Source organism: Pseudomonas lundensis (assembly GCF_002269125.1).
In the GTDB taxonomy this organism is placed as follows: Bacteria; Pseudomonadota; Gammaproteobacteria; order Pseudomonadales; family Pseudomonadaceae; genus Aquipseudomonas; species Aquipseudomonas lundensis_A.
Window position 1 is genome coordinate 1 of the sequence record NZ_NQKI01000014.1, and the last position, 23,634, is coordinate 23,634.

Annotated in this window: 19 protein-coding genes; 6 read left to right on the forward strand and 13 right to left on the reverse strand. The window is 56.2% G+C overall.

What is annotated here, in order from left to right:
• Positions 1–212 precede the first annotated feature (212 nt).
• On the forward strand, positions 213–1,100 hold the full coding sequence (rhtA, locus tag CJF39_RS10760) for a threonine/homoserine exporter RhtA (RefSeq protein WP_094993409.1): 888 nt from the start codon (positions 213–215) through the stop codon (positions 1,098–1,100).
• Between the two features lie 165 nt (positions 1,101–1,265).
• Positions 1,266–1,547, forward strand: a complete 282-nt coding sequence (locus tag CJF39_RS10765; protein ID WP_094993410.1) for a hypothetical protein — start codon at positions 1,266–1,268, stop codon at positions 1,545–1,547.
• A 55-nt stretch (positions 1,548–1,602) separates the two neighbouring features.
• On the opposite strand, the gene CJF39_RS10770 is transcribed toward CJF39_RS10765, so the two are convergent.
• Both CJF39_RS10770 and CJF39_RS10775 read right to left on the reverse strand, forming a co-directional pair.
• A complete protein-coding gene (locus tag CJF39_RS10770) occupies positions 1,603–3,426 on the reverse strand; it encodes an aminopeptidase P family protein (RefSeq protein ID WP_094993411.1) in 1,824 nt (607 codons plus the stop codon).
• 56 nt (positions 3,427–3,482) lie between these two features.
• Positions 3,483–4,652: a cysteine desulfurase family protein gene (locus CJF39_RS10775; protein WP_094993500.1), complete on the reverse strand. Its 1,170-nt coding sequence runs from the start codon at positions 4,650–4,652 to the stop codon at positions 3,483–3,485.
• Between the two features lie 331 nt (positions 4,653–4,983).
• Here CJF39_RS10775 and CJF39_RS10780 point away from each other — a divergent pair, with 331 nt between their 5' ends.
• Together CJF39_RS10780 and CJF39_RS10785 are read left to right on the forward strand one after the other, a co-directional pair.
• Positions 4,984–6,063 carry a sigma-54 interaction domain-containing protein gene (locus CJF39_RS10780; protein WP_094993412.1) on the forward strand — a complete coding sequence of 360 codons (1,080 nt, stop codon included), beginning with the start codon at positions 4,984–4,986 and terminating at the stop codon, positions 6,061–6,063.
• A 318-nt stretch (positions 6,064–6,381) separates the two neighbouring features.
• A complete protein-coding gene (locus CJF39_RS10785; RefSeq protein WP_094993413.1) occupies positions 6,382–7,161 on the forward strand; it encodes a TSUP family transporter in 780 nt (259 codons plus the stop codon).
• Here the strand turns inward: CJF39_RS10785 and nudC are convergent.
• The 5 genes from nudC to gnd form a co-directional block, all read right to left on the reverse strand.
• On the reverse strand, positions 7,129–7,959 hold the full coding sequence (gene nudC / locus CJF39_RS10790) for an NAD(+) diphosphatase (protein WP_094993414.1): 831 nt from the start codon (positions 7,957–7,959) through the stop codon (positions 7,129–7,131). The two genes, CJF39_RS10785 and nudC, sit on opposite strands and share 33 nt — an antisense overlap.
• Positions 7,960–8,001: 42 nt before the next feature.
• Positions 8,002–8,814, reverse strand: a complete 813-nt coding sequence (locus CJF39_RS10795; protein WP_094993415.1) for a crotonase/enoyl-CoA hydratase family protein — start codon at positions 8,812–8,814, stop codon at positions 8,002–8,004.
• 119 nt (positions 8,815–8,933) lie between these two features.
• Positions 8,934–9,755 carry an HAD family hydrolase gene (locus CJF39_RS10800; protein ID WP_170942671.1) on the reverse strand — a complete coding sequence of 274 codons (822 nt, stop codon included), beginning with the start codon at positions 9,753–9,755 and terminating at the stop codon, positions 8,934–8,936.
• On the reverse strand, positions 9,752–11,275 hold the full coding sequence (gene zwf, locus CJF39_RS10805; protein WP_094993416.1) for a glucose-6-phosphate dehydrogenase: 1,524 nt from the start codon (positions 11,273–11,275) through the stop codon (positions 9,752–9,754). The genes CJF39_RS10800 and zwf overlap by 4 nt, the downstream gene beginning before the upstream one ends.
• Positions 11,272–12,252, reverse strand: a complete 981-nt coding sequence (gene gnd / locus CJF39_RS10810) for a phosphogluconate dehydrogenase (NAD(+)-dependent, decarboxylating) (protein ID WP_094993417.1) — start codon at positions 12,250–12,252, stop codon at positions 11,272–11,274. Before gnd ends, zwf begins: the two co-directional genes overlap by 4 nt.
• 291 nt (positions 12,253–12,543) lie before the next feature.
• Between gnd and CJF39_RS10815 the strand changes: the two genes are divergently transcribed.
• Positions 12,544–12,726 (forward strand): DUF6026 family protein, encoded by a 183-nt coding sequence (locus CJF39_RS10815; RefSeq protein WP_094993418.1) that lies wholly within the window; start codon positions 12,544–12,546, stop codon positions 12,724–12,726.
• Between the two features lie 169 nt (positions 12,727–12,895).
• Entirely contained in the window at positions 12,896–14,638 is a 1,743-nt protein-coding gene (locus CJF39_RS10820; protein WP_094993419.1) for a phosphoethanolamine transferase CptA, read from the forward strand.
• Between the two features lie 140 nt (positions 14,639–14,778).
• Here CJF39_RS10820 and CJF39_RS10825 read toward each other — a convergent pair whose 3' ends face one another.
• From CJF39_RS10825 to mgtA, 6 genes are all read right to left on the reverse strand, one after another.
• Entirely contained in the window at positions 14,779–15,267 is a 489-nt protein-coding gene (locus tag CJF39_RS10825; protein WP_094993420.1) for a GNAT family N-acetyltransferase, read from the reverse strand.
• A gap of 177 nt (positions 15,268–15,444) precedes the next feature.
• Positions 15,445–15,675 (reverse strand): hypothetical protein, encoded by a 231-nt coding sequence (locus CJF39_RS10830; protein WP_249275348.1) that lies wholly within the window; start codon positions 15,673–15,675, stop codon positions 15,445–15,447.
• Between the two features lie 128 nt (positions 15,676–15,803).
• The gene (locus CJF39_RS10835; RefSeq protein WP_094993421.1) at positions 15,804–19,052 is read right to left on the reverse strand and encodes a transporter substrate-binding domain-containing protein; all 3,249 of its coding nucleotides are present in this window, start codon (positions 19,050–19,052) and stop codon (positions 15,804–15,806) included.
• Positions 19,053–19,679, reverse strand: coding sequence for a response regulator transcription factor (locus CJF39_RS10840; RefSeq protein ID WP_094993422.1), 627 nt, complete (start codon positions 19,677–19,679; stop codon positions 19,053–19,055).
• A 289-nt stretch (positions 19,680–19,968) separates the two neighbouring features.
• The gene (locus CJF39_RS10845; RefSeq protein WP_094993423.1) at positions 19,969–20,685 is read right to left on the reverse strand and encodes an MgtC/SapB family protein; all 717 of its coding nucleotides are present in this window, start codon (positions 20,683–20,685) and stop codon (positions 19,969–19,971) included.
• A gap of 71 nt (positions 20,686–20,756) precedes the next feature.
• Positions 20,757–23,519, reverse strand: coding sequence for a magnesium-translocating P-type ATPase (gene mgtA / locus CJF39_RS10850; RefSeq protein WP_094993424.1), 2,763 nt, complete (start codon positions 23,517–23,519; stop codon positions 20,757–20,759).
• Positions 23,520–23,634: the final 115 nt, after the last annotated feature.

The window sequence follows — 23,634 nt, forward strand, 5'->3', positions numbered from 1 at the left end:
TTGAATCTCAAGGAGTTTTCCGTTTCGACTGCGCCGGAAGTGGGGCGAATTATAGGCCGATGGAATTCTGAGTCAAGTGCTATGTTTGCTTTATTCACAAGAAGTTCAAAAACTAATCCGCACCTTGATGCGCACTATATTGCACAACCTTGATTACTTGAGCATCATGCCTTTCATCACCAGACTGTCTATCACTCTTAGGCCACCCTTAAATGACCAAGCAGCCTCAAAGCCTTGCATCAGTTCTTTTCCCCGTTGGCTTACTTCTGATAGCCATGGCGTCTATTCAATCAGGCGCCTCACTCGCCAAGAGCATGTTTCCGATCGTGGGCGCACAGGGTACAACGACCCTGCGTCTAATCTTTGCCAGTTTTATCATGCTGCTCATTTTGCGCCCATGGAGGGCCAAACTCACAGCCAAGTCCTTAAAGACTGTGATTGTTTATGGGATAGCGTTAGGCGGAATGAATTTCCTCTTCTATATGTCACTGCGAACGGTTCCTCTCGGTATTGCAGTGGCACTCGAGTTCACAGGCCCCTTGGCCGTCGCCATTTACGCGTCCCGCAGGGCGATCGACTTCGTCTGGATTGGACTTGCTATCACAGGCCTTCTACTGCTGATTCCTGTTGGCGAAAGCACTCACAGCATTGACTTGATTGGCGCCGGTTATGCCTTAGGTGCTGGCGTTTGCTGGGCACTGTACATCTTGTTCGGTCAAAAAGCGGGAGCGGACAACGGCGTGCAGACTGCCGCACTCGGCGTGATGATTGCAGCGCTTTTCATTGCTCCGATTGGAATCGTCCATGCAGGAGCAACTTTACTGACTCCAAGCCTGATCCCTATCGCTATCGGCGTGGCAATCCTGTCGACCGCATTACCCTATACCCTGGAAATGGTGGCACTTACCCGCATGCCTACCCGTACGTTCGGCACACTGATGAGCATCGAACCCGCTTTTGGCGCGCTGTCAGGCCTGCTTTTTCTCAACGAAATACTGTCTTTCGCCCAATGGATGGCCATTCTGTGCATCATCATGGCCTCAGTCGGTGCAACGTTAACCATGCGCGGCCACACAAAACCTGTGACCAAAGCCGAATGACAATCTAATCACTACAACCGCTGGTAATTGACCTTCATTTAAGCGATGTTTGATCACCGTGAGAGTCAATTGGGGCGGTTCTGGACAGGGAGATCTATAAATAGCCACGGCAAAGGCAGTTCGGCACCCACATCCGCAACCCGACGCTAACGCTTAAGGACAGGAATGAAACGCTTTTTGATAGGTTTGGCAGCATTGGCAATAGCAGGCTGTGCAGCAACCTCAGAAACCACTGTAAAACATGGCAAGCGAGGCATGCATATCAACTGCTCAGGTTTGTCGTCTTCATGGGACAAATGCTATGCCGAAGCAGCACGCTCCTGTGGCGAAAAAGGTTTCCGTACCATCGCAAAGTCAGGCGATTCTGCCGAAGAGCCCGGTGATTACCCCTTCGGCTTGAATCCAGCGGGCTACACCAGCCGCAGCTTGATCATCATCTGTAAATAAAACAGCCAGGCAATTCAGCCACGCAACTTTTTGATCGTTTGCGTGGCCACTCTCGTTATAAAACCGGTTTGGCCACAGCCTCAGTGCGCGCGTTCAGCCATTTCAGAGCATCGCCTGCAAGCAACGGCGACAAGCGCTCACGCACCTCTGCGTGATAAGCATTGAGCCAATTCAACTCCTCGCACGTCAACAAATCAGCGTGAAGGCAACGCGTGTCAATCGGGCACATCGTGAGCGTTTCAAACCTCAAGAAGGTACCAAACTCAGATACTCCCGCCTCCCTGTTCAAGACCAGGTTTTCAATCCGCACGCCCCAGCGGCCCGGCCTGTAAGTACCCGGCTCGATGGATGTAATCATGCCCGGCAGCATGGCGGTATGTGGAGCAGCAGCTGCCTGATAGGCGATCACTTGCGGGCCTTCATGTACATTCAGAAAGTAACCAACCCCATGCCCAGTTCCGTGTCCGTAGTCGACGCCGTCCGCCCAAATGGGTGCGCGCGCGATCGAATCCAGTAAAGGCGACAAAATACCTTTCGGAAAATGGGCCCTGGACAATGCGATCACGCCTTTAAGCACACGGGTACAGTCATGTTTTTGCTCATCACTGACATGGCCCACCGGAACCATCCGCGTGATATCGGTTGTGCCGCCTGAATACTGCCCTCCAGAATCAATCAGCAGCAGCCCGTCTCCCTCGATCACAGCATGTTCCTGCTGGGTCGCGTGATAGTGAGGCATTGCACCGTTTGCGTTAAAAGCTGCAATGGTATTGAAGCTCAACGAAACAAATCCCGGACGCCGAGCCCGCGCCGCCGTCAGTCGCTCATCAATGGTCAACTCGGTAATACGCTCGCGACCCCAAGCCGACTCCAGCCACGCAAAGAATTCGCACAGCGCTGCACCATCCTGCTCCATTGCCTGGCGGATATGCACTGCATCATCAGGACTCTTTTGGGCTTTAGCCAGCGTGGTCGGGTTTATCCCCTCAACCAGCGTAACGCCCTTGTGCACATTGGCAATCAACCCGCATGTGACCCGCGCGGGATCGAGCAATAACCGCGTTGACTCAGGCAATGCAGCCAACGCCGCTGCAATGTCTCTATAGTCACGTAGCGTCACGCCTTCACGCTGCAACGTACTCCGGAGTTCTGGACTCACCTTGTTCAGATCAACAAACAGGGAGGCTTGTCTTTGCTCAATCAATGCGAACGACAGGAAGACCGGATTAAAGGAAACGTCCGACCCTCGAAGGTTAAAAAGCCAGGCGATATCGTCGAGGGTCGCAATAAAGTGCGCATCGGCATGACGCTGTTGCAGCGTTTCACGCAATTGAGCCAGCTTTTGTACCCGACCTACGCTCGCCCAAGGTGCAACATGTTCATACAACGGCTGAACAGGCAGTGAGGGACGATCCTCCCAAGCCAGATTTAACAGATCGATATCGGTACGCAAGTTCGCACCGCGCTCTTTCAGCCTGTTCTCCAGCGTGCGTGAAGGGGCCAAGGCAAGCACTGAGCCATCGACCGAGACGGTTTCCCCCTTGGGGGTTTGCTCGGCAAGCCACTCAAGCGGCCCCGGTTGACCGGGCATCAATTTAACCAACTCGATACCGCTGCCTGCGAGCTCTTTGGTTGCTTGCTCCCAATAGCGGCTATCGGCCCACAAACCTGCAAATGTCGGCGTCACGATCAATGTGCCGACTGACCCCTGAAAACCCGACAACCACTGCCGCCCTTGCCAATACGCAGGCAAGTACTCCGATAGATGAGGATCGGCGGAAGGCACCAGCAACGCGTGGACTCCATGCTCGCTCATGACTGACCGGACCCGTGCCAGACGCTGCACAACCGATCCCTGATTCAACAACTGAGTACTCATCCTCTCTCCTGCAGGTCAATGGTCATTGTTATGAAGCCCCGATCATGTATCAGCCACTAAGGTTGAGCAACTGCCCAAAACGGGGCGGCGACCTGAGTCGCAGCGTGGATAGCCCTGGCCAGAGCATCGACATCTTCATCTGACGTAAAGCGTCCGAAACTCAAGCGAATGGTGCGCGCGGCCTCATTGGCATCTAATCCCAAAGCGAGCAGTACATGGGACGGCGCATGACTGGCTGAATTGCACGCCGAGGTTGACGAATACGCCACGGCAGCCCCCAGCACAGTACTGTCAAAATTGCCTTCAACAAATGTGAGGCTCAGGGTGTGAGCAATACGATGAGTCTGACAACCGTTACACCTCAACCCTGCAATACCGGCCAATTGACTCAGTAAACGCTCGCGCAGCCGAGCGATATGAGCCAGCTCTTCACTGAACTGCTGGTCTGCCAGCGCAAACGCTTTCCCCATCCCGGCAATCTGATGAGTGGCCAACGTGCCTGAGCGCAGGCCAAATTCATGACCACCACCATGCATCTGCGCCTGTAGCCGGTCCTGCGCCCCGGGACCAACATACAAAGCGCCAATCCCTTTTGGCCCGTAAATCTTGTGCCCTGAAAAGGACATCAAATCCACTGGCCAGCGGCTGAGGTCAATCGCTAGCTTTCCTGCACCTTGTGCAGCATCCACATGAAACAGAGCCCCATGCTCCCGAACCTGTTGCCCGATGGACTGAATATCATTGACTGTTCCCAGCTCGTTGTTCACCAGCATCAAGGAAACCAGCAGGGTATCTTCGCGCAACGCATCCCGGACCTGCTGGGCACTGATCAGCCCGTTAGAGTCAGGCTTCAGCCAGGTCACATCAAAACCTGACTGCTGCAAAAACAACGCTGTGTCCAATACTGCCTTGTGCTCGATTTGACTGGTAATTATGTGCCCACGCGTCAAGCCACTGCCCAATACCGCACCTTTGAGTGCCAAGTTGTTGGACTCTGTAGCCCCGGATGTCCAGACAATCTGTGATGCCTTGGCCCTGACCAGCCGGGCGACGTGTTCCCGCGCCTGCTCAACCACAGCTCGCGCCTGGCGGCCATATACATGGGAACCTGAAGCTGGATTCCCGAAGTTGCCATCAAAACCGAGGCATTCAACCATTACCTGAATGACCCGAGGATCGGCGGGCGTAGTCGCTGCGTAATCGAAATAAAGAGGTCGCTTATCCATTGTGAACATCCACTGATCGAGTTCCGGCATCAGGCATTGCTTGATAACAGAGGCTGAAGGCAAACAGGTTTGAGGGCCTTTACAAGTACCCGATCGAAGCCTGCGAAAAAAGAGACGCGTATTAGAAAAATCGTAGGAGGTTTCCCAAATTCAAATTTTGCACGGCAATGACCTTTATAAAGCGCCAGAACCCGCATCTTGCGCAAGTCTTATATGCAATAAGGATATATAAATATGGAATTAGGTTAGTTTACGGAATATGTAAAGCCTCTTATAAAGCTGTTTCCGGCTTACCTTTTGTGGGCAAAGCCCCCGATAGAAGGCGTTGTCGATGCAGCTTTTAACATTACCTCCCACACCCTCTCTGGCCACCTCAATCCGGGCCACTGCGCAGGTGTTCGAAGATCCGTCCTCAAAAGCCTTGCTGGTCCATTTGCAACATATTGCCCCAAGCGATGCCAGTGTTCTGATCATGGGTGAAACCGGTACAGGCAAAGAGCTTGTTGCACGGCACATACATCAACTCAGCACGCGCCACCAGCAACCGTTTATAGCGGTGAACTGCGGTGCATTTTCAGAATCCCTGGTTGAGGCCGAGTTATTTGGTCATGAAAAGGGAGCCTTCACAGGCGCTCTCAGTGCAAAGGCCGGCTGGTTTGAGGAAGCCAATGGCGGAACTCTATTTCTGGACGAAATTGGCGATTTGCCTCTGCCCATACAGGTGAAGTTACTGCGGGTACTGCAAGAACAAGAAGTGGTGCGCCTCGGCTCACGTAAGAGCACGCCCATCAACGTGCGCGTGCTCGCAGCCACCAACGTCAACCTGGAACACGCCATTGAAGCCGGGCATTTTCGCGAAGACCTCTACTACCGCTTAAACGTCATCAGCCTCTGCCTGCGCCCCTTACGTGAGCGACCGGGCGACATCTTGCCGCTGGCACGCCACTTTCTGCACACGTATCGCCAACGCTTGGCCCACGGTCCGACCTCCCTAAGCGCGTGCGCAGAAAGCGCACTGACTGACCACCCATGGCCAGGCAATATCCGCGAATTGGAAAACGTTATGCATCACAGTCTGCTATTAAGCCGCCAGGCCACCATGACAGCGGACGACCTGCGCATGCCGCAACCACGCAGCAAGCGAAGATCACCCGCCCCCGCCGCCCCGCCTGATTCTGCCAAAGAGTTGTTGCAACGGGCCTTGCGCAAGTTGTTTGAAGAGCATAACGAAGCGCTGCACGAAACCGTCGAAGACGCCCTGCTACGCGCAGCCTATGACTTCTGCCATCACAATCAGGTGCACACGGCAAAACTGCTGGGGCTCAGCCGCAATGTCACCCGTACCCGCTTGATCAAGCTTGGAGCATTGACCGTCAACACCCGTCGCCTTGAAACCGCGAGCACGTTTTAAGTCATCAGCAGCCGCAATGGGCAGCGGCTTCAAAAGATGTCAGGTCGTGCCGTCCAGCAAGCACCGTTCAGCTTGCGGCTTACGCAGCCAAGGTTTTACGCGCAGACCCAATACTGGATTCCCTCCTGAACATGCAGAAACCCGACGAGGATCAGGCACACGGTCAATGCCTTAAACGCCACGGTTATTGAATGCCTGTTGCCTGAGCAGCACATAGCAAATCGTCGACATGCCTGTCGCCGCCCTGTCGGGTTATGGGTAAGATGTTGGCCTTCCCGCGCAACTGCGCTGTACGTCCCGCCGAATTAAGTCGATACCATGCCTTTTGAACTCAGCGTAGATTTGACCACCCTCGCCATTCTGGCAGCCGTGGCCTTTGTGGCCGGTTTCATCGATGCCATCGCCGGCGGTGGCGGCCTGCTCACCACGCCTGCATTGCTCACCGCAGGGTTGCCGCCGCATTTGGTCCTGGGCACCAATAAGCTCAGTTCGACCTTTGGTGCCGCCACGGCCAGTTTCACTTTTTACCGGCGCAAACTGTTTCACCCACGCGAGTGGAAACTGGCGATTTTCGGCACATTGGTCGGCGCACTGATCGGCGCCATCGTCGCCCATTACATGCCTGCCGAGTGGCTCAACAAAATGCTGCCAGTGATTGTCTTCGCTTGCGGCCTATACCTGCTGTTCGGCGGCACGCCCAAAACACCGATCGACAACGATGCACCAATCAAAAAGAAGTGGCAGTTGCCTCAGGGTTTCAGCCTAGGATTCTACGACGGTGTTGCGGGGCCCGGCACAGGGGCGTTCTGGACCGTCAGCAGCATGCTGCTTTATCCGATTGATCTTGTGAAAGCCAGCGGGGTAGCCCGCAGCATGAATTTCGTCAGCAATATTGCAGCCCTGTCGGTGTTTATCTTTTCAGGGCACGTGGACTGGATTATCGGCCTTAGCATGGGCCTTGCAGTGATGGTTGGCGCCTTCTTTGGCGCCCGCAGCGCGATCAGCGGCGGGGCCAAGTTCATTCGTCCGGTATTCATCACCGTGGTACTGGGGCTGACTGTACGTCTAGCCTGGCAGCACTGGTTCGGCCAAGCCTGAACGGCGCGCCACATACAGGTCGATGAGGTAGCGCGCGATTGAGCGCGAGGCCGGCAACGGCGGCAGTTGATGCACGTTGAACCACTGCGCATCTTCTATCTCATCGGCCTGCGGGACGATCTCTCCGCCTGCATACTCCGCGTGAAAACCCAGCATCATGGAGTGCGGGAACGGCCAACACTGGCTGCCCACATACTGGATGTTTTTGACCTCAAGTTGCACTTCTTCACGCACCTCGCGAATCAGGCACTCCTCCGCCGACTCCCCCGGCTCGGCAAACCCCGCCAAGGTGCTGTAGACACCGGGGACAAAGCGCGGTGAGCGTGCCAACAACACCTCATCACCCCGTGTAATCAGCACGATCATGCTCGGCGAAATGCGGGGATAACTGCGCAACTCACAGGGTGCGCAGTACATCGCGCGCTCCCCGGGCACTTGAGTCGTCGCCCGGCCGCAGCTCCCGCAGAACCGATGCTCGCGAGCCCACGTAGCAATCTGGGCCGCATAGCCCAATACCTTATAAAGCGTGTGATCGCCTTCCAGCATAAAGGCGCGCAACCCTTGCCAGCGACAGCCCTCCACCTCCACCGCACGTTCCAGCTCCAACACATACACCGGCTCGCCATCCAGATGACCGATCCCGTGTTCGGCCATCACCGGCAGCGGTTGTGAGCCAAGCCACTCACGCGAAAACAGCGGTCCATTATCGTTAACCAGAAAGCCTTCCGGGCTGCGCGCCACGGCAAGGCCGCCCGGAAGGTTGCTGTCCAGTACTGCAGTGGTCCAACGCGGTGTCATACAAGGTCCTTGTCAGGGTTAAACGCTGACGCCGCGCAGGCGTCAGTCGAGGAATTGCGGCGCTTTCTTGGACATGTGCGCCGTCATGGCTACCCGCAAATCAGTGGATTGGAGCATGGCTGCGTTCCAGGTGGCGACGTATTCCAACCCGTCGTCCACCCGATGGTCACGCATGTAACCAATCATTTGCTTGGTCCCTCCGATCGCAATAGGCGACTTGCCAGCAATCTCACGCGCGATGCCCATCACCCCGGCAAGCAGCGCCTCGTGGTCGGGGTAAACACGATTAACAAGTCCGATGGCACGTGCTTCTTCGGCACTTACCATACGCCCGGTGTAGGCCATTTCGCGGAGCATGCCATCGCCGATGATGCGCGGCAAACGCTGGAGAGTACCCACGTCGGCGGCCATCCCCATGTCGATTTCCTTGATCGAAAACTGCGCGTCTTCGGCGGCATAGCGCATGTCGCACGCGGCAATCAGATCAATTGCACCGCCCAGGCAGTAACCTTGAACCGCCGCCAGTACAGGCTTGCGACAACGATCCACGGCATTGAAGGAGTCTTGCATCTGCAAAATTTTGCGACGCAGCAGACGCGCATTGCGCCCGACGTCCTTGCCCATTTCGTTGGCAACCGAAGCCAGCAACATGAGATCGATACCCGCCGAGAAATGCTTGCCGGCACCACTGATGACCACAGCCCGAATAGCATCGGTTTCGTCGATCCAGCGGAAAATGTCGATGATTTCGGTCCAGAACGCGGCATTCATCGCGTTGACCTTGTCCGGTCGATTGATCCGCACGTGAGCGATATTACCGTCTAACTCAACCTCAAACGCCTGGTACTTGGACATCACTTGAATCCTTTGTTAAGTGCCGTTGCCGGACAATAAGCCAAGGACTATAACAAGCCACAAACCTCGCTAGCAGGCCGCGATCCTGCCAAACGCCGGACAAAATGACATGCTCCACGTTACGTGTGTTGAAGAATGAACCGCTCTAGCGCCTGAGCCACACCGTCTTGCACGTTGGTGCCTGTGACGTGGTCGGCCTGCAGCCGGATGGATTCATCCGCTTGCCCCATGGCAATGGAAAGCCCGGCCCTTTCAAACATAGCGGGGTCATTGCCCCCGTCACCGATAGCCATGGTCCGCGACAACGGCACATTCAGCCGCTGCGCCAGTGCTTTCAGCGCTTCGCCCTTGTTCGCCTTGAGCGCAGTGATATCGAGATAGAACGCCTGAGAACGGCTGGCCAACGCCTTGCCTGTCAACTCGCGCTGCAGGCGATGCTCAAGATCAATCAGCAGTTGTACGTTGTGACTGGCAGCCACGATTTTGTCGACGCGGTGCACATGAGGTTCGAAGCTGTCGACCCACACATGCCCATAGCCGAGCGCGCTCTTCTCGTGCGCCACCATCGGCCCGTTTGGGTCGCGCAAATACCATTCATCATCGGCGAACACCCAAAGATCAACCGGGTGCGCTGCCAAAACCTTCAAACTATGGCGCACTGCTTCCACTGGTAAGTGGTGAGATTCCAGGTAGCGTCCATTAGCATCCACCAACACCGCGCCATTGAAAGCAGCCGTGGGCAATTTAATATCGAGTTGTGCGATCTGGTCGAGCATCGCACGAGGCGGGCGTCCCGAGGCCAGCGTGAAATACACCCCGGTTTTCTGCAACTGCCTGACCGCCTTGACGGTTGCCTCGCTGAGGGTATGGTCCGGGCGCAGCAACGTACCGTCCATGTCACACAGCACCAATTCAATTGAATCGTGTTTCACGTCACTCATCCTATGTTCAGCCACACCCGGCCATCACGGGCCAGCAGGTCTTTAGCTGCTTCAGGGCCATCTTCGCCAGCCCTGTAGGATTGGACTTCAGTGTGCTCACGCCAGGCGTCCAGAAAAGGCTGCACGCCTCGCCAGCCGTTTTCGATATTGTCAGCACGCTGGAACAGCGTCTGATCGCCTGTCAGACAGTCGTAAATCAACGTTTCGTAACCCGAGGAAGGCTGGATCTTGAAGAAATCCTTGTAGGCAAATCCCAACTCGATCTTGGCCATTTTCAGGCCCGGCCCCGGCCGCTTGGCCTGCAAGTCAAACCACATGCCTTCATTGGGCTGGATCTGAATCCGCAAATAGTTGGGCTGCATGCGCTCAACCTCAGTGTCACGGAACTGCGCATAGGGCGCAGGTTTGAAGCAGATGGCAATTTCCGTGTCCCGGGCACTCATCCGCTTGCCGGTACGCAGATAAAACGGCACGCCCACCCAGCGCCAGTTATCGATCATCACTTTGAGGGCGACGTAAGTTTCCGTCGTGCTGTCGGGCGCTACATTGTTTTCTTCGCGGTAACCCGGCACCGGCTTACCACCCGACTCACCTTGGGTGTACTGCCCGCGAACCGAGTTTTTGCGCGCGTCCTCAATTGACCACGGACGAATCGCACCGATCACCTTGGCTTTTTCGCCCCGCACCGCATCTGCGCCGAACGCCGCGGGTGGCTCCATGGCCACCATGGCTAATAGCTGAAACAGGTGATTGGGCAACATGTCGCGCAACGCACCCGTGTGTTCGTAAAAACTGCCACGTGTCTCGACCCCCACGGTTTCGGCCGCGGTAATCTGCACATGGTCAATGTAATGATTGTTCCAAAAGGCTTCGAACAGCCCATTGGAGAAACGGCTGACCAAAATATTCTGGACAGTCTCTTTGCCCAGGTAGTGGTCAATCCGGTAGATCTGCTTCTCGCTCATCACCTGTAGCAGGCAAGCGTTCAACGCCTGAGCTGTTTCCAGATCCGAGCCAAAGGGTTTTTCAATCACGACCCGGCGAAATGCATCCGGGGCTTCCTTGAGTAACCCGCTGGCCCCCAGACGCTGCGCCACTTCGCTGAAGAAGCGCGGCGCAGTGGCCAGGTAAAACACCGCATTGCCCGTGCCGCTTGAAGCAATCTTCTGCTGCAGCGCTGCGTAAGTGCTGTCGTCGAGAAAATCGCCTTGCACGTAGCTGATGTTTTTTGCCAGCGAGGCCCATAACTCGGCATTCAAACCTTGGCCATCAGGATGATCGACTTTGCTGGAGGCTTCAGTACGGATGAAATCCTCCAGTTTTTTGGCAAAGCCTTGATCACTGATCGCATTGTGGTCTACGCCCACAATGCGCAGGCCATCGTCCAGCAAACCGTCACGACTCAAGTTGTACAGCGCAGGCATCAGCAAGCGCTTGACCAAGTCACCGTGCGCACCAAACAGAAACAGCGTGGTGGGCGGTGCTGGCTTGGCGTCGGGTTGGCTGGACAGGTCGGTCATTTTTTAGGGGTCTCCACATGGCCACCGAAACCAAAGCGCATAGCCGACAACATCTTGTCGCCGTACAGGCTTTGTTGACGGGAACTGTAACGGGCAAACAAAGCGCTCGACAGCACAGGAACCGGCGTCGATTGCTCCATGGCCGCTTCAATGGTCCAGCGACCTTCACCACTGTCAGCCACGGCGCCCGAGAAACCGTCCAGCGGCGCGTCGGTTGCCAGCGCATCGGCTGTCAGGTCCAGCAACCAGGACGACACCACGCTGCCACGGCGCCAGACTTCAGCGATATCAGCCAGATTCAGGTCAAAGCGCTGATCTTCCGGCAAGTTTTCGGAAGCCTTCATTTTCATCACATTGAAGCCTTCGGCATAAGCCTGCATCAGGCCATACTCGATACCGTTGTGGACCATTTTCACGAAGTGCCCCGAACCGGCAGGGCCCGCATGGATGTAGCCACGTTCGGCACGGTCATCGTCAGAGACACGGTCCTTGGTCCGCGGGATATCCCCCATGCCCGGCGCCAACGTAGCGAACAGCGGGTCGAGGTGCTTAACCACCTCAGTGTCACCGCCGATCATCATGCAGTAACCGCGCTCCAGGCCCCATACACCGCCGGATGTGCCGACATCCACGTAACGGATGCCTTTGGCGGCCAGCGATGCGGCACGGCGGATGTCGTCTTTATAGAACGTGTTGCCACCGTCGATGATGATGTCATCGGCGTCAAGCAGTTGGCTCAGGGTCTCGATGGTGTCTTCGGTGGGTGCACCGGAGGGCAGCATCACCCACACTGCACGTGGCTTGGACAGGCCGTCGACCAGCGCCTGCAGGTCGGCAACACCGGTTGCACCGTCCTTTTCCAGCGCGCTGACGAAATCGGTATTGCGGTCAAAAACCACGGTGGTATGCCCATTGAGCATCAGACGCCGTGCGATATTACCGCCCATACGGCCCAATCCAATAATTCCCAACTGCATGTACTGATGCTCCAAACACAAAATAAAAAAGGGTTACAACACTCTAGTGCAGCGATGCTTAAAGTGCCTCGCTGAGGATTAGTCCTAGCGCATGGCGCATAGTTTCGCACATGAGAGGTAACAGATTCCCTATTCAATACGTTCTGGCGACGGACGAAGGCACGCTGACAACAAAAAATATAAAAGTTCACTTCGCCAACAAAAGAAATCACAATTCACCCCGGCAGTGACCCACGACCCGCAGCGGGCCGTTCGGGTACGCGATCGAAGATGTCAAAAACGAGGTGAACCATGACCACAGTACTGTCCGCACGACCCGCGCAAACCCTCTATGTCACGATCCGTCGTGATGAGTTGCGTCAGCTCAAGGACGAACACGCACAGCTACTGCAACAGGTCGAGCAGTTACGCCAGCAACTGGCCCTCGGGCAATCGTCACTGTCCCTTGCGCACAAGACCGCGCATCTGAACTGATACCTGCCTGCCAGGGCGAGTGAATACTCGCCCTTTTCGCGACAAAGTTTTCACATCCCCTTGTTGATACTTGCCCCCTTGAATGCTGCTCAACTTTTGATGCAGCGCTGACGCGTTGGCCGCGCCTTGCTGTGCCAACCATCCAAGTGGTTATCAGCTGGAGCGCTGTATGGGGATGTTCAAACGCGGCACCACCTCGGTTAAAAGTTTCGACTGGGCAGGCCTGGGTTGGCTGTTTCTGTTCTTCTGGTACTTTTCCGGAATCACTCAACTGCTGATCCAGCTGACAGGCACCTCAGGGTTTTCGGGGTTCCGTCAGGCATTCGTCATGAGTGCAATCTGGCTGGCTCCGATGCTGCTCTTCCCTGCCCGCACCCGCTTGCTCGCCGCGATTATTGGGGTTGTGTTGTGGGCTTGTTCGTTAGCCAGTCTCGGCTATTTCTTCATCTATCAGCAGGAATTTTCCCAAAGCGTCATCTTCATCATGTTCGAATCGAACATCTCTGAAGCAGGCGAATACCTGACCCAATACTTTGCCTGGTGGATGCTGCTGGCTTTTGTGGCGCATACCGCTGTGGCCATCTTCCTGTGGACGCGTTTACGTCCGGTGTACCTGCCCCGCATTCAGGCATGGGCCGCTGCCGTCGGTATTTTGGTCGCCATCGTGGGTCACCCGCTGATCAAGCAAACACTCAAGCACGATACCCTGGCCGCGGCGATGGAAAGCTTTGAAAGTCGCGTTGAACCTGCGGTGCCATGGCAGATGGTCGTGGCGTATCGCCGTTACCTCGAGCAACTGGACAGCATGCAGGGCATGTTGGCCAGCGCCAGCAAAATTCCGCCGCTGACCCACCTCAAAGACAGCGAAGCCGGTAAGCCCGCGACCCTGGTGCTGGTGATTGGCGAGTCCACCAACCGCCAGCGCATGAGCCTGTACGGCTACAACCGCAAAACCACGCCCAATCTTGATGCACTGCGCGATCAGCTGTCGATTTTCGACAATGTCGTGACCCCGCGTCCGTACACCATCGAAGCCCTGCAGCAAGTGCTGACGTTTGCTGACGAAGAAAACCCGGACCTGTACCTGAGCACGCCGTCGCTGGTCAGTGTGATGAAGCAAGCTGGCTACAAAACGTTCTGGGTCACCAATCAGCAGACCATGACCAAACGTAACACCATGCTCACCACATTCTCCGAGCAGGCGGACGAGCAGGTCTACCTCAACAACAACCGCAATCAGAACGCCCGTCAGTACGATGGCGATGTGTTGGAGCCGTTTTCAAAAATCCTTGCCGACAGCGCGCCGCGCAAATTGATCGTGGTTCACTTGCTGGGCACGCACATGAGCTACCAGTACCGTTACCCGCCGACCTTTGACAAGTTCACAGACCGCACGGGCGTGCCTGCGGGCCTGACCGATGACCAGGTGCCGACTTACAACAGTTACGACAATGCGGTGCTGTACAACGACTTCGTAGTGTCGAGCCTGATCAAGGACTTCGCCAAGACCGACCCCAACGGCTTCCTGCTGTACCTGTCCGACCACGGCGAAGACGTGTTCGACTCGGTCGGCCACAGCACGCTTGGGCGTAACGAAGCCAAGCCGACGGCCCCGATGTACACCATTCCCTTCATGGCCTGGGCCAGCCCGAAATGGCGCGAAAACCACCCGTGGAATTTCACCCGTGACCTGAGTCGTCCGTACAGCAGCTCTCAGTTCATTCACACCTGGACCGACCTGGCCGGTCTGTCCGCCGATGAGCTGGACGATAAAAAGAGTCTGGTCAGCGACCAATTCGTCGCGCGCCCGCAACTGATCGGCGACCCGTACTCGCGCCCGCAAAAAGCTTTGATTGACTTCAGCCTCATCAAACCCAAACACCCGGCGCCCGGCGAAATCGCCAAGCAATAACCCGACAGCGAGGCGGCCATGCCGCCTCGCTGACGTTGCGTTCCGCAAAGACATACGTTGAGATAAGAAGCCTTCTCATTTGGACGATTTGCACCCTTATCGCTTTTTCACAGGGCTGCCCCTCAAATGAGCGAAACCCTTCAATCCAAATGTTTGTTCCAGAACAGCATGCGCCCGTAAGCCGGATCCAGTTGGCCGTCGCTAAAGCCAAACTTGCGGTAAGCCCCCTGCGCCACCGGGTTGCCTTCAAGTACCTCCAGGGTGATTTTGCAGCAACCGCGTTCACGGGCGATGGCTTCAACTTTCCCCAGCATTTTCTGGCTCAACCCCAATCCCCGAAAGGTACTAACTACCGACACGTCGTGTACGTTGACCAGCGGTTTGCCCGCAAAAGTTGAAAAGCCTTCAAAACAGTTAATCAGCCCTGCCGCCTGGCCATCCACAAACGCCAGCACGCTGAACGCATGCGGGCGCTTGGCCAGCTCAGCAGGCAATGCTTGCAACACCGCGTCCGATAACGCTTCGCCGCCACCCATTGGATCCTGGGCGTAGTGGTCGAGCACCTCCCTGACGGCCTGCGCATGAACAGGATTCAAATAGTCCGCTTGCACCACTACGATGTCTGACATACCACCGGCTCCTCTATGAGACCGCTTAAGAAGACCGGGACATTAACGCGGCCAGCGTCAGGCCGACAAGCCTCGCGAGGAAGCGGCGCCTTGCACATCAATGGCCTGCATCAGGGCGTTGAGTTGCTCAAGGATGGCGGGCGCACTGTCATACAGCAGCACGTGCTTGAAGTGCACTCACTCTTTACGCGCTTCGGGGCAGTCCAACCCCGCCAGATTCGCCATGCGTTGGCTGATGAGTAACACATCAAACGCATGTTTCTCGGCATCCCTCAGCCCCAGCAGGGCTTCAATGCGGTCCAGTGGCGCAATGCGGTAATAGCCCAATCCGTTAAGCGCCCTCTCTATCTTCAGAGCCTCTGTTCGCTCTGTATCGGCGATCAAGATTCGTAATGATTTAGTTGGCATTTCAGTTGAACCATCAGCAAGTGTGTCGTTGGAATGTTCTACCGGCGCCACACAGCTCTGCGTCACGGCAACAGCAAGATAAGTACAGCCCGCAGCATTTCAAGGGACCGCTTGTCTTTTCAAGCGGGTCATTCCTCTTGCTCCAGATAAGTCGCCAAGACCTCATCAAGCCTTTCCATGCTGTCATGCAGAGCGTCTACATACTCGGTCAGCAAGGGCGCATGACTGGCAGTACACGCCGCTTCAAGGCGCTCACAGCATTCAATGACAACCCGCGCATCAATTAGCCGCGCACCGCCCTTGATCCCATGCGCAAGCGCCATCAACCCTTTGCGATCATCTGCCACAAACAACGCCAGCAGCCGGGCCATGTCCTGATGATTACTCCCGACCAGCGCCTCCAGCATTTTTTGCACGTGTAATCGATTGCCCTGAGTTGTTTCGAGCAGGTACCTCAGGTCTATTTCAGACTGAGCGGCGAGTGGATCGGCCTCTTTACTCATCGCGCGCGAGGCCAGACAGTCGCTTAAATCTTTGAGGCTGATGGGTTTGAACAAACAGTTATCCATCCCGACTTCCAGACAACGCCCCACCTCTTCGGGCTGGGCATTGGCCGTGAACCCCAGGATCAAGCAAGGGTTGATCCCCAATAGCCGTTCTTGATCGCGTATGGCACGCGTCAGCTCATAACCGTCCATAACTGGCATGTTGCAGTCAGTGATGACCACGTCAAACGACCCCGCACGCCACGTTTCAAACCCCTGCGCACCATTTTCTGCATCGATCACTTGATGGCCCAGATAGCGCATCTGTTGAGCCAGCAACATGCGGTTCGCCGGGTAATCGTCCACCACCAGAATGGTTAACGAATGGCGTTGTACCGTTTGCGGTGCGGGTTCAACGCTGGTTGCCATGGGTTCCAGGCGCGGGACCTGCAACTGCACTTCAACTTGGGTCCCCATGCCCACTGCACTTTGCAAACGCAACGTACCGCCCATCATTTCGCAGAGGGTTCGGCAAATAACCAAGCCCAAGCCTGAACCGCTGCGGGCGGATTGGGTGTTGTTGCTGGCCTGGACAAACGGACTGAACAAACGTGACTGATCGGCTTCAGAGATGCCCATGCCCGTATCGCTGACGCGCACGCATACGCTGAGTTCAGAAGGGTCACTGCCCTGGGTCACGCTCAAGACAAGTCTCACTTCACCGTTATCCGTGAACTTGATGGCATTGCTCAGCAGATTGGAAATAATCTGTTTGAAGCGCAGCGGGTCCATCCACACCTCGGTATCGGGCACCTCGCACACAATTTGACTGACCAGACTCAGGCGCTTTTGACGCGCCAACCCGTCAAACATACGCAACACAGACGCTATCAATGCCTGCACGTCCGCCCGCTCAGGACTCAAAGACAAGTGCCCGGACTCAATGCGCGCGATGTCCAGAATATCCCCAATCAGCGCCAGTAACTCTTGCGCCGAACTGGAAGCCACCTCAATAGCAAAACGGTCCAGCACACCCTGCTCGGCTTTTTTCATGGCCAGTTCGAGCATGCCGATCACGGCATTCATGGGCGTTCGAATCTCATGGCTCATGGTGGCCAAAAACGTGGTTTTCGCGCGATTCGCTTCATCGGCACTTTGTTTGGCGGCTTGCAGTTGCTCCAGCAAGTGCTGTCGTTTAACGACCGCGCGACGCAAATAGGCAATCCAGCACAGCGCCACCGCCAACAAAACAGCCGCAATCGCAAACCCTTGAAGAATCGCAGCACGGTTACGCAACCAATAACTGTCTGTTTCTGGCCCGGTGGTACGCCAGCGCTGCGTCAAGGTGGCCATTTCTTCAGGGCTGATACTCAACAGCGCCTTATCGAGAATGGAGCTCAATTCAGATGAATGGCGCGCCGTGGCGAAACCGATCTGCGCAGGCTGGGTGCCTACCGTACTGGTGATGTGCAATTGTTCGCTGAAATGGCGTGAAATCATGAAACGCGCGCTGATTAACGCATTCACCGCCGCATCGGCCTGACCTTGCGCCACCATGTTCATGGCTTCCCACGCATTTTGCGCCTCGACCACCTGAACCTTGGGGTAGTGATGCAAAACGAAATCGCGCAGTACATTGGCCCGTACCATGGCCACGCGCTGGCCGGCCATCTGGTCAAGCGTCGCCGGGCTGCCCGGCCCCACCCGCGTGACCAGTACAAACGGCGTTGTGAGATAAGGCCGCGTAAAGCGCAGCTGCCCTTCACGGACGGTGCTGGGTGTGAAGGCCCCCATCAGGTCGGCCTCGCCCGTGACCACCTGTTCGATCAATTCTTCAACCGACTTGCCGGTCACCGGTTCGAACACCAGCCCGGTTCGAGTGCTGATATTGCGTAATACATCGGCACTCACACCTTTGAAAGTGCCCTGCTCATCAATAAACGACAACGGCAGGTAGTGGTCGTTAATGGCCACTTTCAGTCGCGGGTGTTCATTCAACCAGCGCTGTTCATTGCTGCTCAGGTTCAATCGCCAATGGCCGCTCACCTGAGGCCCTTCGGAACTCCAGCGGCGCAGGATCGTCATGCGCTCGCTGGGCGGAATGGCGGACAGGGTCGCGTTAACAATGCGCAGCAGCCTGACGTTTTCGCGTTCCAGTGCAAACGAATAAGGCGTCACCTCGAGACGCGAGAAGTCCGCCAGTTGCACATTGTTCAGATAATTTCTGTTGATCAGGTAATTGGCCCCAATGAAATCGCCCAGGTAGACGTCTGCCTGCCCGAAGGCTACCGCGCCGATCGCGGTCAGGGTCGACGGGTACAGTTGCAGCGTGGCCTTGGGGTAGAACGCCTGGACTTTTTGCGGCTGCAAATAATGATCCAGCAGTGCCACCCGCAGTCCCGCCAGATCGGTGGGCAAATGACCTTTGCGCGCAGTTTGCGTCACCAGCGTGGGAGCGTCTTCGGCATACGCCTGGGTCAATTTGAGGGTGGAGTCCTGGGCTTCAAAATCATTGGCACTGCCCAGAAGGTCAACTTCCCCCTGCTTGAGGGCTTGCACAGCCAGCGGTCTCGAGGGATAGCGCTTGACGTCAATAGCAATGTGCAACAACTCCGAGAGCAGCTCAGCGTAGTCAGCCGTAATGCCTTCAAGGTACTGCTCATCTTCGGTGAGCTCGAAAGGGACGTTGTCAGGGGCAGACACCCCCAACTTCAAGACCCCCTTTTGCTGTAACCAGTGCTTATCTGCAGCCTCCAGCACCACGTTGTAGTCTTCAACATTCGAACGCCCCAAAAGCTGCAACGTCTGGACTGAAACCTCTGCATGCGCCTGCGGCCATCCGAACATCAGCAGCAACACGCCCACCCGGGCCTGGAGGATGAACGTGTTCATTCAGATCAGGTTATTACGTTTGGCAAACTCGGCCAGGTACACAACCGACTTCATGTTCAACTTTTCTTTCAGGCGTGACTTATAAGTACTGATGGTTTTACTACTGAGCGTCATGTTATTGGCAATTTCAATGTTGCGCTGGCCTCGCGCAAGCTTGATCAAAATTTCTAACTCGCGGGGGGATAACAGCTGGATCAACTCTTTTTCAGACACGCCGCAGTCGCTGGTGCGCACCGAGCTATCACTCAAATCAGGAAAAAAAGTGTAGCCCCCCAAGACAACCTTCACCGCCTGCAGCACCTCGGACAGCCCCTTGGTTTTGGTGATAAAACCGGTCGCTCCGGCGCTCATGCAACGCTTTGAATAATGCAGCGCGGGCTGGGAAGTCAGTACCAGGATCCGGCTTTGTAGCCCTGAGAGGCGTATGCGTTTGATAACTTCAAGACCATCGAGCCCGGGCAGACTGAGGTCCAGAATGATCAGATCAATAGAATGTTCGCGGGCAAGCTGGACAGCATCAATTCCGCTGTCTGTTTCAGCCACCACGTGGTAGCCATGGTTGCTCAACATTGCGCTGACGGCAGAACGGATCAACGGATGATCGTCAACAATCAAAATTTTAGTCATGCGTACCCCAGCCAGTGGCTTCAATGCCGGTGTACACCGAGCGAAAAATATCGTTTTGAATGGACACGATTCAATATCAACTCAAACAGACAATATTATTGAGACATAAACTGAGTATAGGAAAAATCCTACAAAGCGCTCGTACCCATCTCAACACTTGCTGGCTGCCCGGCTTTAACCTTCATCCAGCCAAGCTGCAAATAATGGCTAATTAAAAGCCTTGGAGAGGAAGGGCATTGGTGACTCTTGTTGTAAGAATTCCCTTAAGAAGTCATTCGTTATCCCGGATTTACTCTGTGGTACTCGGGCTCCAAAAGGCTTGAACCACCAACGTGGAGGTGGAGATGCGTGCGACCAATGCGTCCAGCTCGTCACCGTCCACTGACGTGGCGACCAGTGTGCATTCAATCTCGACATCCTCCTGACCAAACGCGTGTATATCCAGATCCCGCGCCGGGTAATTGCTGCGCTCAAGCTCGGCTTCCAGCAAGGCGAGTACGGCTTTTTGCTGATGACGGCGCGCTATGACATAGACCATGTAAGTGACTTCAGACGAAATAACGTCCAACGGCTGACGGTTAATGTTGTTCACAATCGGACGCAACAAGGTGTTTGCCGCCAACACAAACAACGTGCCCAGAAGGGCCTCGAGAATCAGGTCGGCTCCTGCACAGGCGCCCACGGCGGCAGAAGCCCATAACGTGGCGGCCGTGTTAAGCCCGCGCACATTGCCTTCTTCACGCATGATGACGCCGGCGCCCAAAAAACCGATGCCGGACACCACATACGCCACCACCCGCACGGCGCCTTCGGCACCGCCCAGGCGGTTGGCCATGTCGACAAAAATGGCCGCCCCCACCGCCACCAGCACGTTGGTGCGCAAGCCTGCGGTGCGTTGGCGGTATTGACGCTCGAAACCGATCAATCCGCCCAACACAAACGCTGCGCTAAGGCTGACCAGCGTGTCGACCAGTGAAACCAGGTTGATATTGTTGAGTGCTTGCATAGCTTTCATCCTTGACTCAATCGCTGGATATCATCGCCGCCTTACCAGGCGGCGATGGAAGAACACTGACGTTACTGCCAGCCGAACTTGCGGATGTAAAACCCTTTCACCGCCTGGGTCAGCCCAATGTACGCCAGCAAAATCACAGGCAAGAACACGAAGTACAACGGTGGCAAAGCTTCAAGCTTAAAGTAGCTGGCCAATGGCCCCATTGGCAGGAAAATCCCGATGGCCATGATGACCCCCGTCATCACCAGCAACGGCGTGGCGGCGCGACTTTGCAGGAACGGAATCTTCGGCGTGCGGATCATGTGCACGATCAGGGTTTGAGTCAGCAGGCCAACCACGAACCAGCCCGACTGGAACAGCGTCTGATGCTCGGGGGTATTGGCCTGAAACACGTACCACATCAAGCAAAACGTCAGGATGTCGAAGATCGAGCTGATCGGTCCGAAGAACAGCATGAAACGACCGACATCCGCCGGCTGCCAGCGCTGTGGTTTTTTCAACAGGTCGTCATCGACGTTATCGAACGGGATCGCAATCTGCGACACATCGTAGAGCAGGTTCTGTACCAGCAGGTGCATTGGCAGCATCGGCAGGAACGGGATAAAGGCGCTGGCCACCAATACCGAGAACACGTTGCCGAAGTTCGAGCTGGCGGTCATTTTGATGTACTTGAGCATGTTGGCGAAGGTGCGACGCCCTTCCAGCACGCCCTCCTCCAGCACCATCAGGCTCTTTTCCAGCAGGATGATGTCAGCGGCCTCCTTGGCAATGTCCACGGCACTGTCGACCGAGATCCCGATGTCGGCGGTGCGCAAAGCCGGGGCGTCATTGATCCCGTCGCCCATAAAACCGACCACATGGCCATTGGCTTTGAGCAAGCGCACGATGCGCTCCTTGTGTGTGGGCGTCAGCTTGGCGAACACATTGGTGGTTTCCACTGCAACCGCCAGTTCAGCATCGCTCATGCGCTCAATGTCATTGCCCAGCAACAAGCCCTGCTGGTCCAGCCCCACTTCCCGGCAGATTTTCGCCGTCACCAACTCGTTATCACCGGTCAGCACTTTGACCGCCACGCCGTGCTCAGCCAAGGCTTTAAGCGCAGGCGCCGTGCTCTCCTTGGGCGGATCAAGGAATGCCACGTAGCCAATCAGGGTCAGCTCCTGCTCATCCGCCAGGGTATAAGTGTCGCGCCCCGGCTCCATTGAGCGCGCCGCCACCCCCACCACCCGCAACCCTTCTTCATTGAACGCTGACGTGACGCGGCGAATGCGCGCCAACAGTTCATCCGTCAGAGCTTCTTCCGAGTCGCCATGACGAACCTTCTTGCACACGGACAGGACTTCTTCGACAGCGCCTTTGCAAATCAGCACGTGCGGGCGGTCTTGCTCGGCCACCACCACCGACATGCGACGGCGGGTAAAGTCAAAAGGGATTTCGTCGACCTTGCTGTAGGCCGTGCCTACGTTCAACTCACGGTGCACCTCAACATGCTCCAGCACTGCGACATCCAGCAGGTTTTTCAGGCCGGTCTGGTGATAGCTGTTCAGGTAAGCCATTTCCAGCACGTCGTCGGACTCTTGCCCCCAGATATCCACGTGACGGGCGAGGAAAATTTTGTCCTGGGTCAGGGTCCCGGTTTTATCGGTGCACAACACATCCATTGCACCAAAGTTCTGGATCGCGTCCAGCCGTTTGACGATGACCTTTTTACGCGACAGAAACACCGCGCCCTTGGCCAGCGTCGAGGTAACGATCATGGGCAGCATTTCGGGGGTCAAGCCCACGGCCACCGACAGTGCAAACAGCAGGGCCTCTGGCCAGTCGCCTTTGGTGAAACCGTTGATGAACAGCACCAGCGGCGCCATCACAAACATAAAGCGGATCAGTAACCAGCTGACTTTATTGACACCGGTCTGAAACGACGTCGGGCCACGGTCCGTGGCGCCGACCCGTTGGGCCAATGCACCAAAATAGGTGTTGTTGCCGGTGGTCAGCACCACGGCAGTTGCCGCACCGGACACCACGTTGGTGCCCATGTACACGATGTTTTCCAGTTCCAGCGGGTTGCGGGTGTCACGGTCTGCCTGGTGCGGGAATTTTTCCACAGGCATGGATTCGCCGGTCATGGCGGCCTGGCTGACAAACAGGTCCTTGGCGCTGAGCACGCGGCAATCTGCCGGAATCATGTCCCCGGCCGACAACACGATCAGGTCGCCCGGCACCAGTTGCTTGATCGGCAGCTCGATGCGTTGCGCGCCCTTGATGTGCAACGACGCCCCATAAAACTTGCCAAACACCGGCGCCGCATCGGCACTGAAGTCGCGGCGCATCACTGTGGCGGTGTTACTGACCATGGCCTTGAGCGCATCTGCGGCCTTGTTGGATTTGGCTTCCTGCCAAAAGCGCAACACCGTGGACAACACCACCATCGTGCCAATCACCACAGCGGCCTGGACGTCATCGGTGGCCAACGACACGGCCGCCAGCAGCGTCAGCAACAAGTTGAAGGGGTTTTTATAGCAGTGCCACAGGTGCCCCCAACGGCTCAAGGGCTGTTCGTGCTCTACCTCGTTAAGCCCGTGTTGCTGGCGCAGTGCCTGGGCTTCGACCTCGCTCAGGCCATCGGTGTGAGTACCGAGACTGTCGATCAACTGCGCGCTGTCGCGGTGGGCGGCCGCCACCAGGGTTTGCGCCAGGGTGGGCGGCACTTCGCGGCTGACCGTGGTGTCTGTCACGCTGTCCAGCAATGCCAGGCGGCGAAAGTGCCGTGCAATGTGACGCGTACGCAGAAAACCTGCGAAAAATTCTTTCAGGGTGAGTTTCATCGTGCTACTCCTGCGCCGCCTGCGCTCACCCTGATCGGGGCTTACGCAGGCGGCCTTAATCTCGAACCGTCATTCATGGTGTCAATACTCGTGTGCAGGTCGGATACCTGCGTTT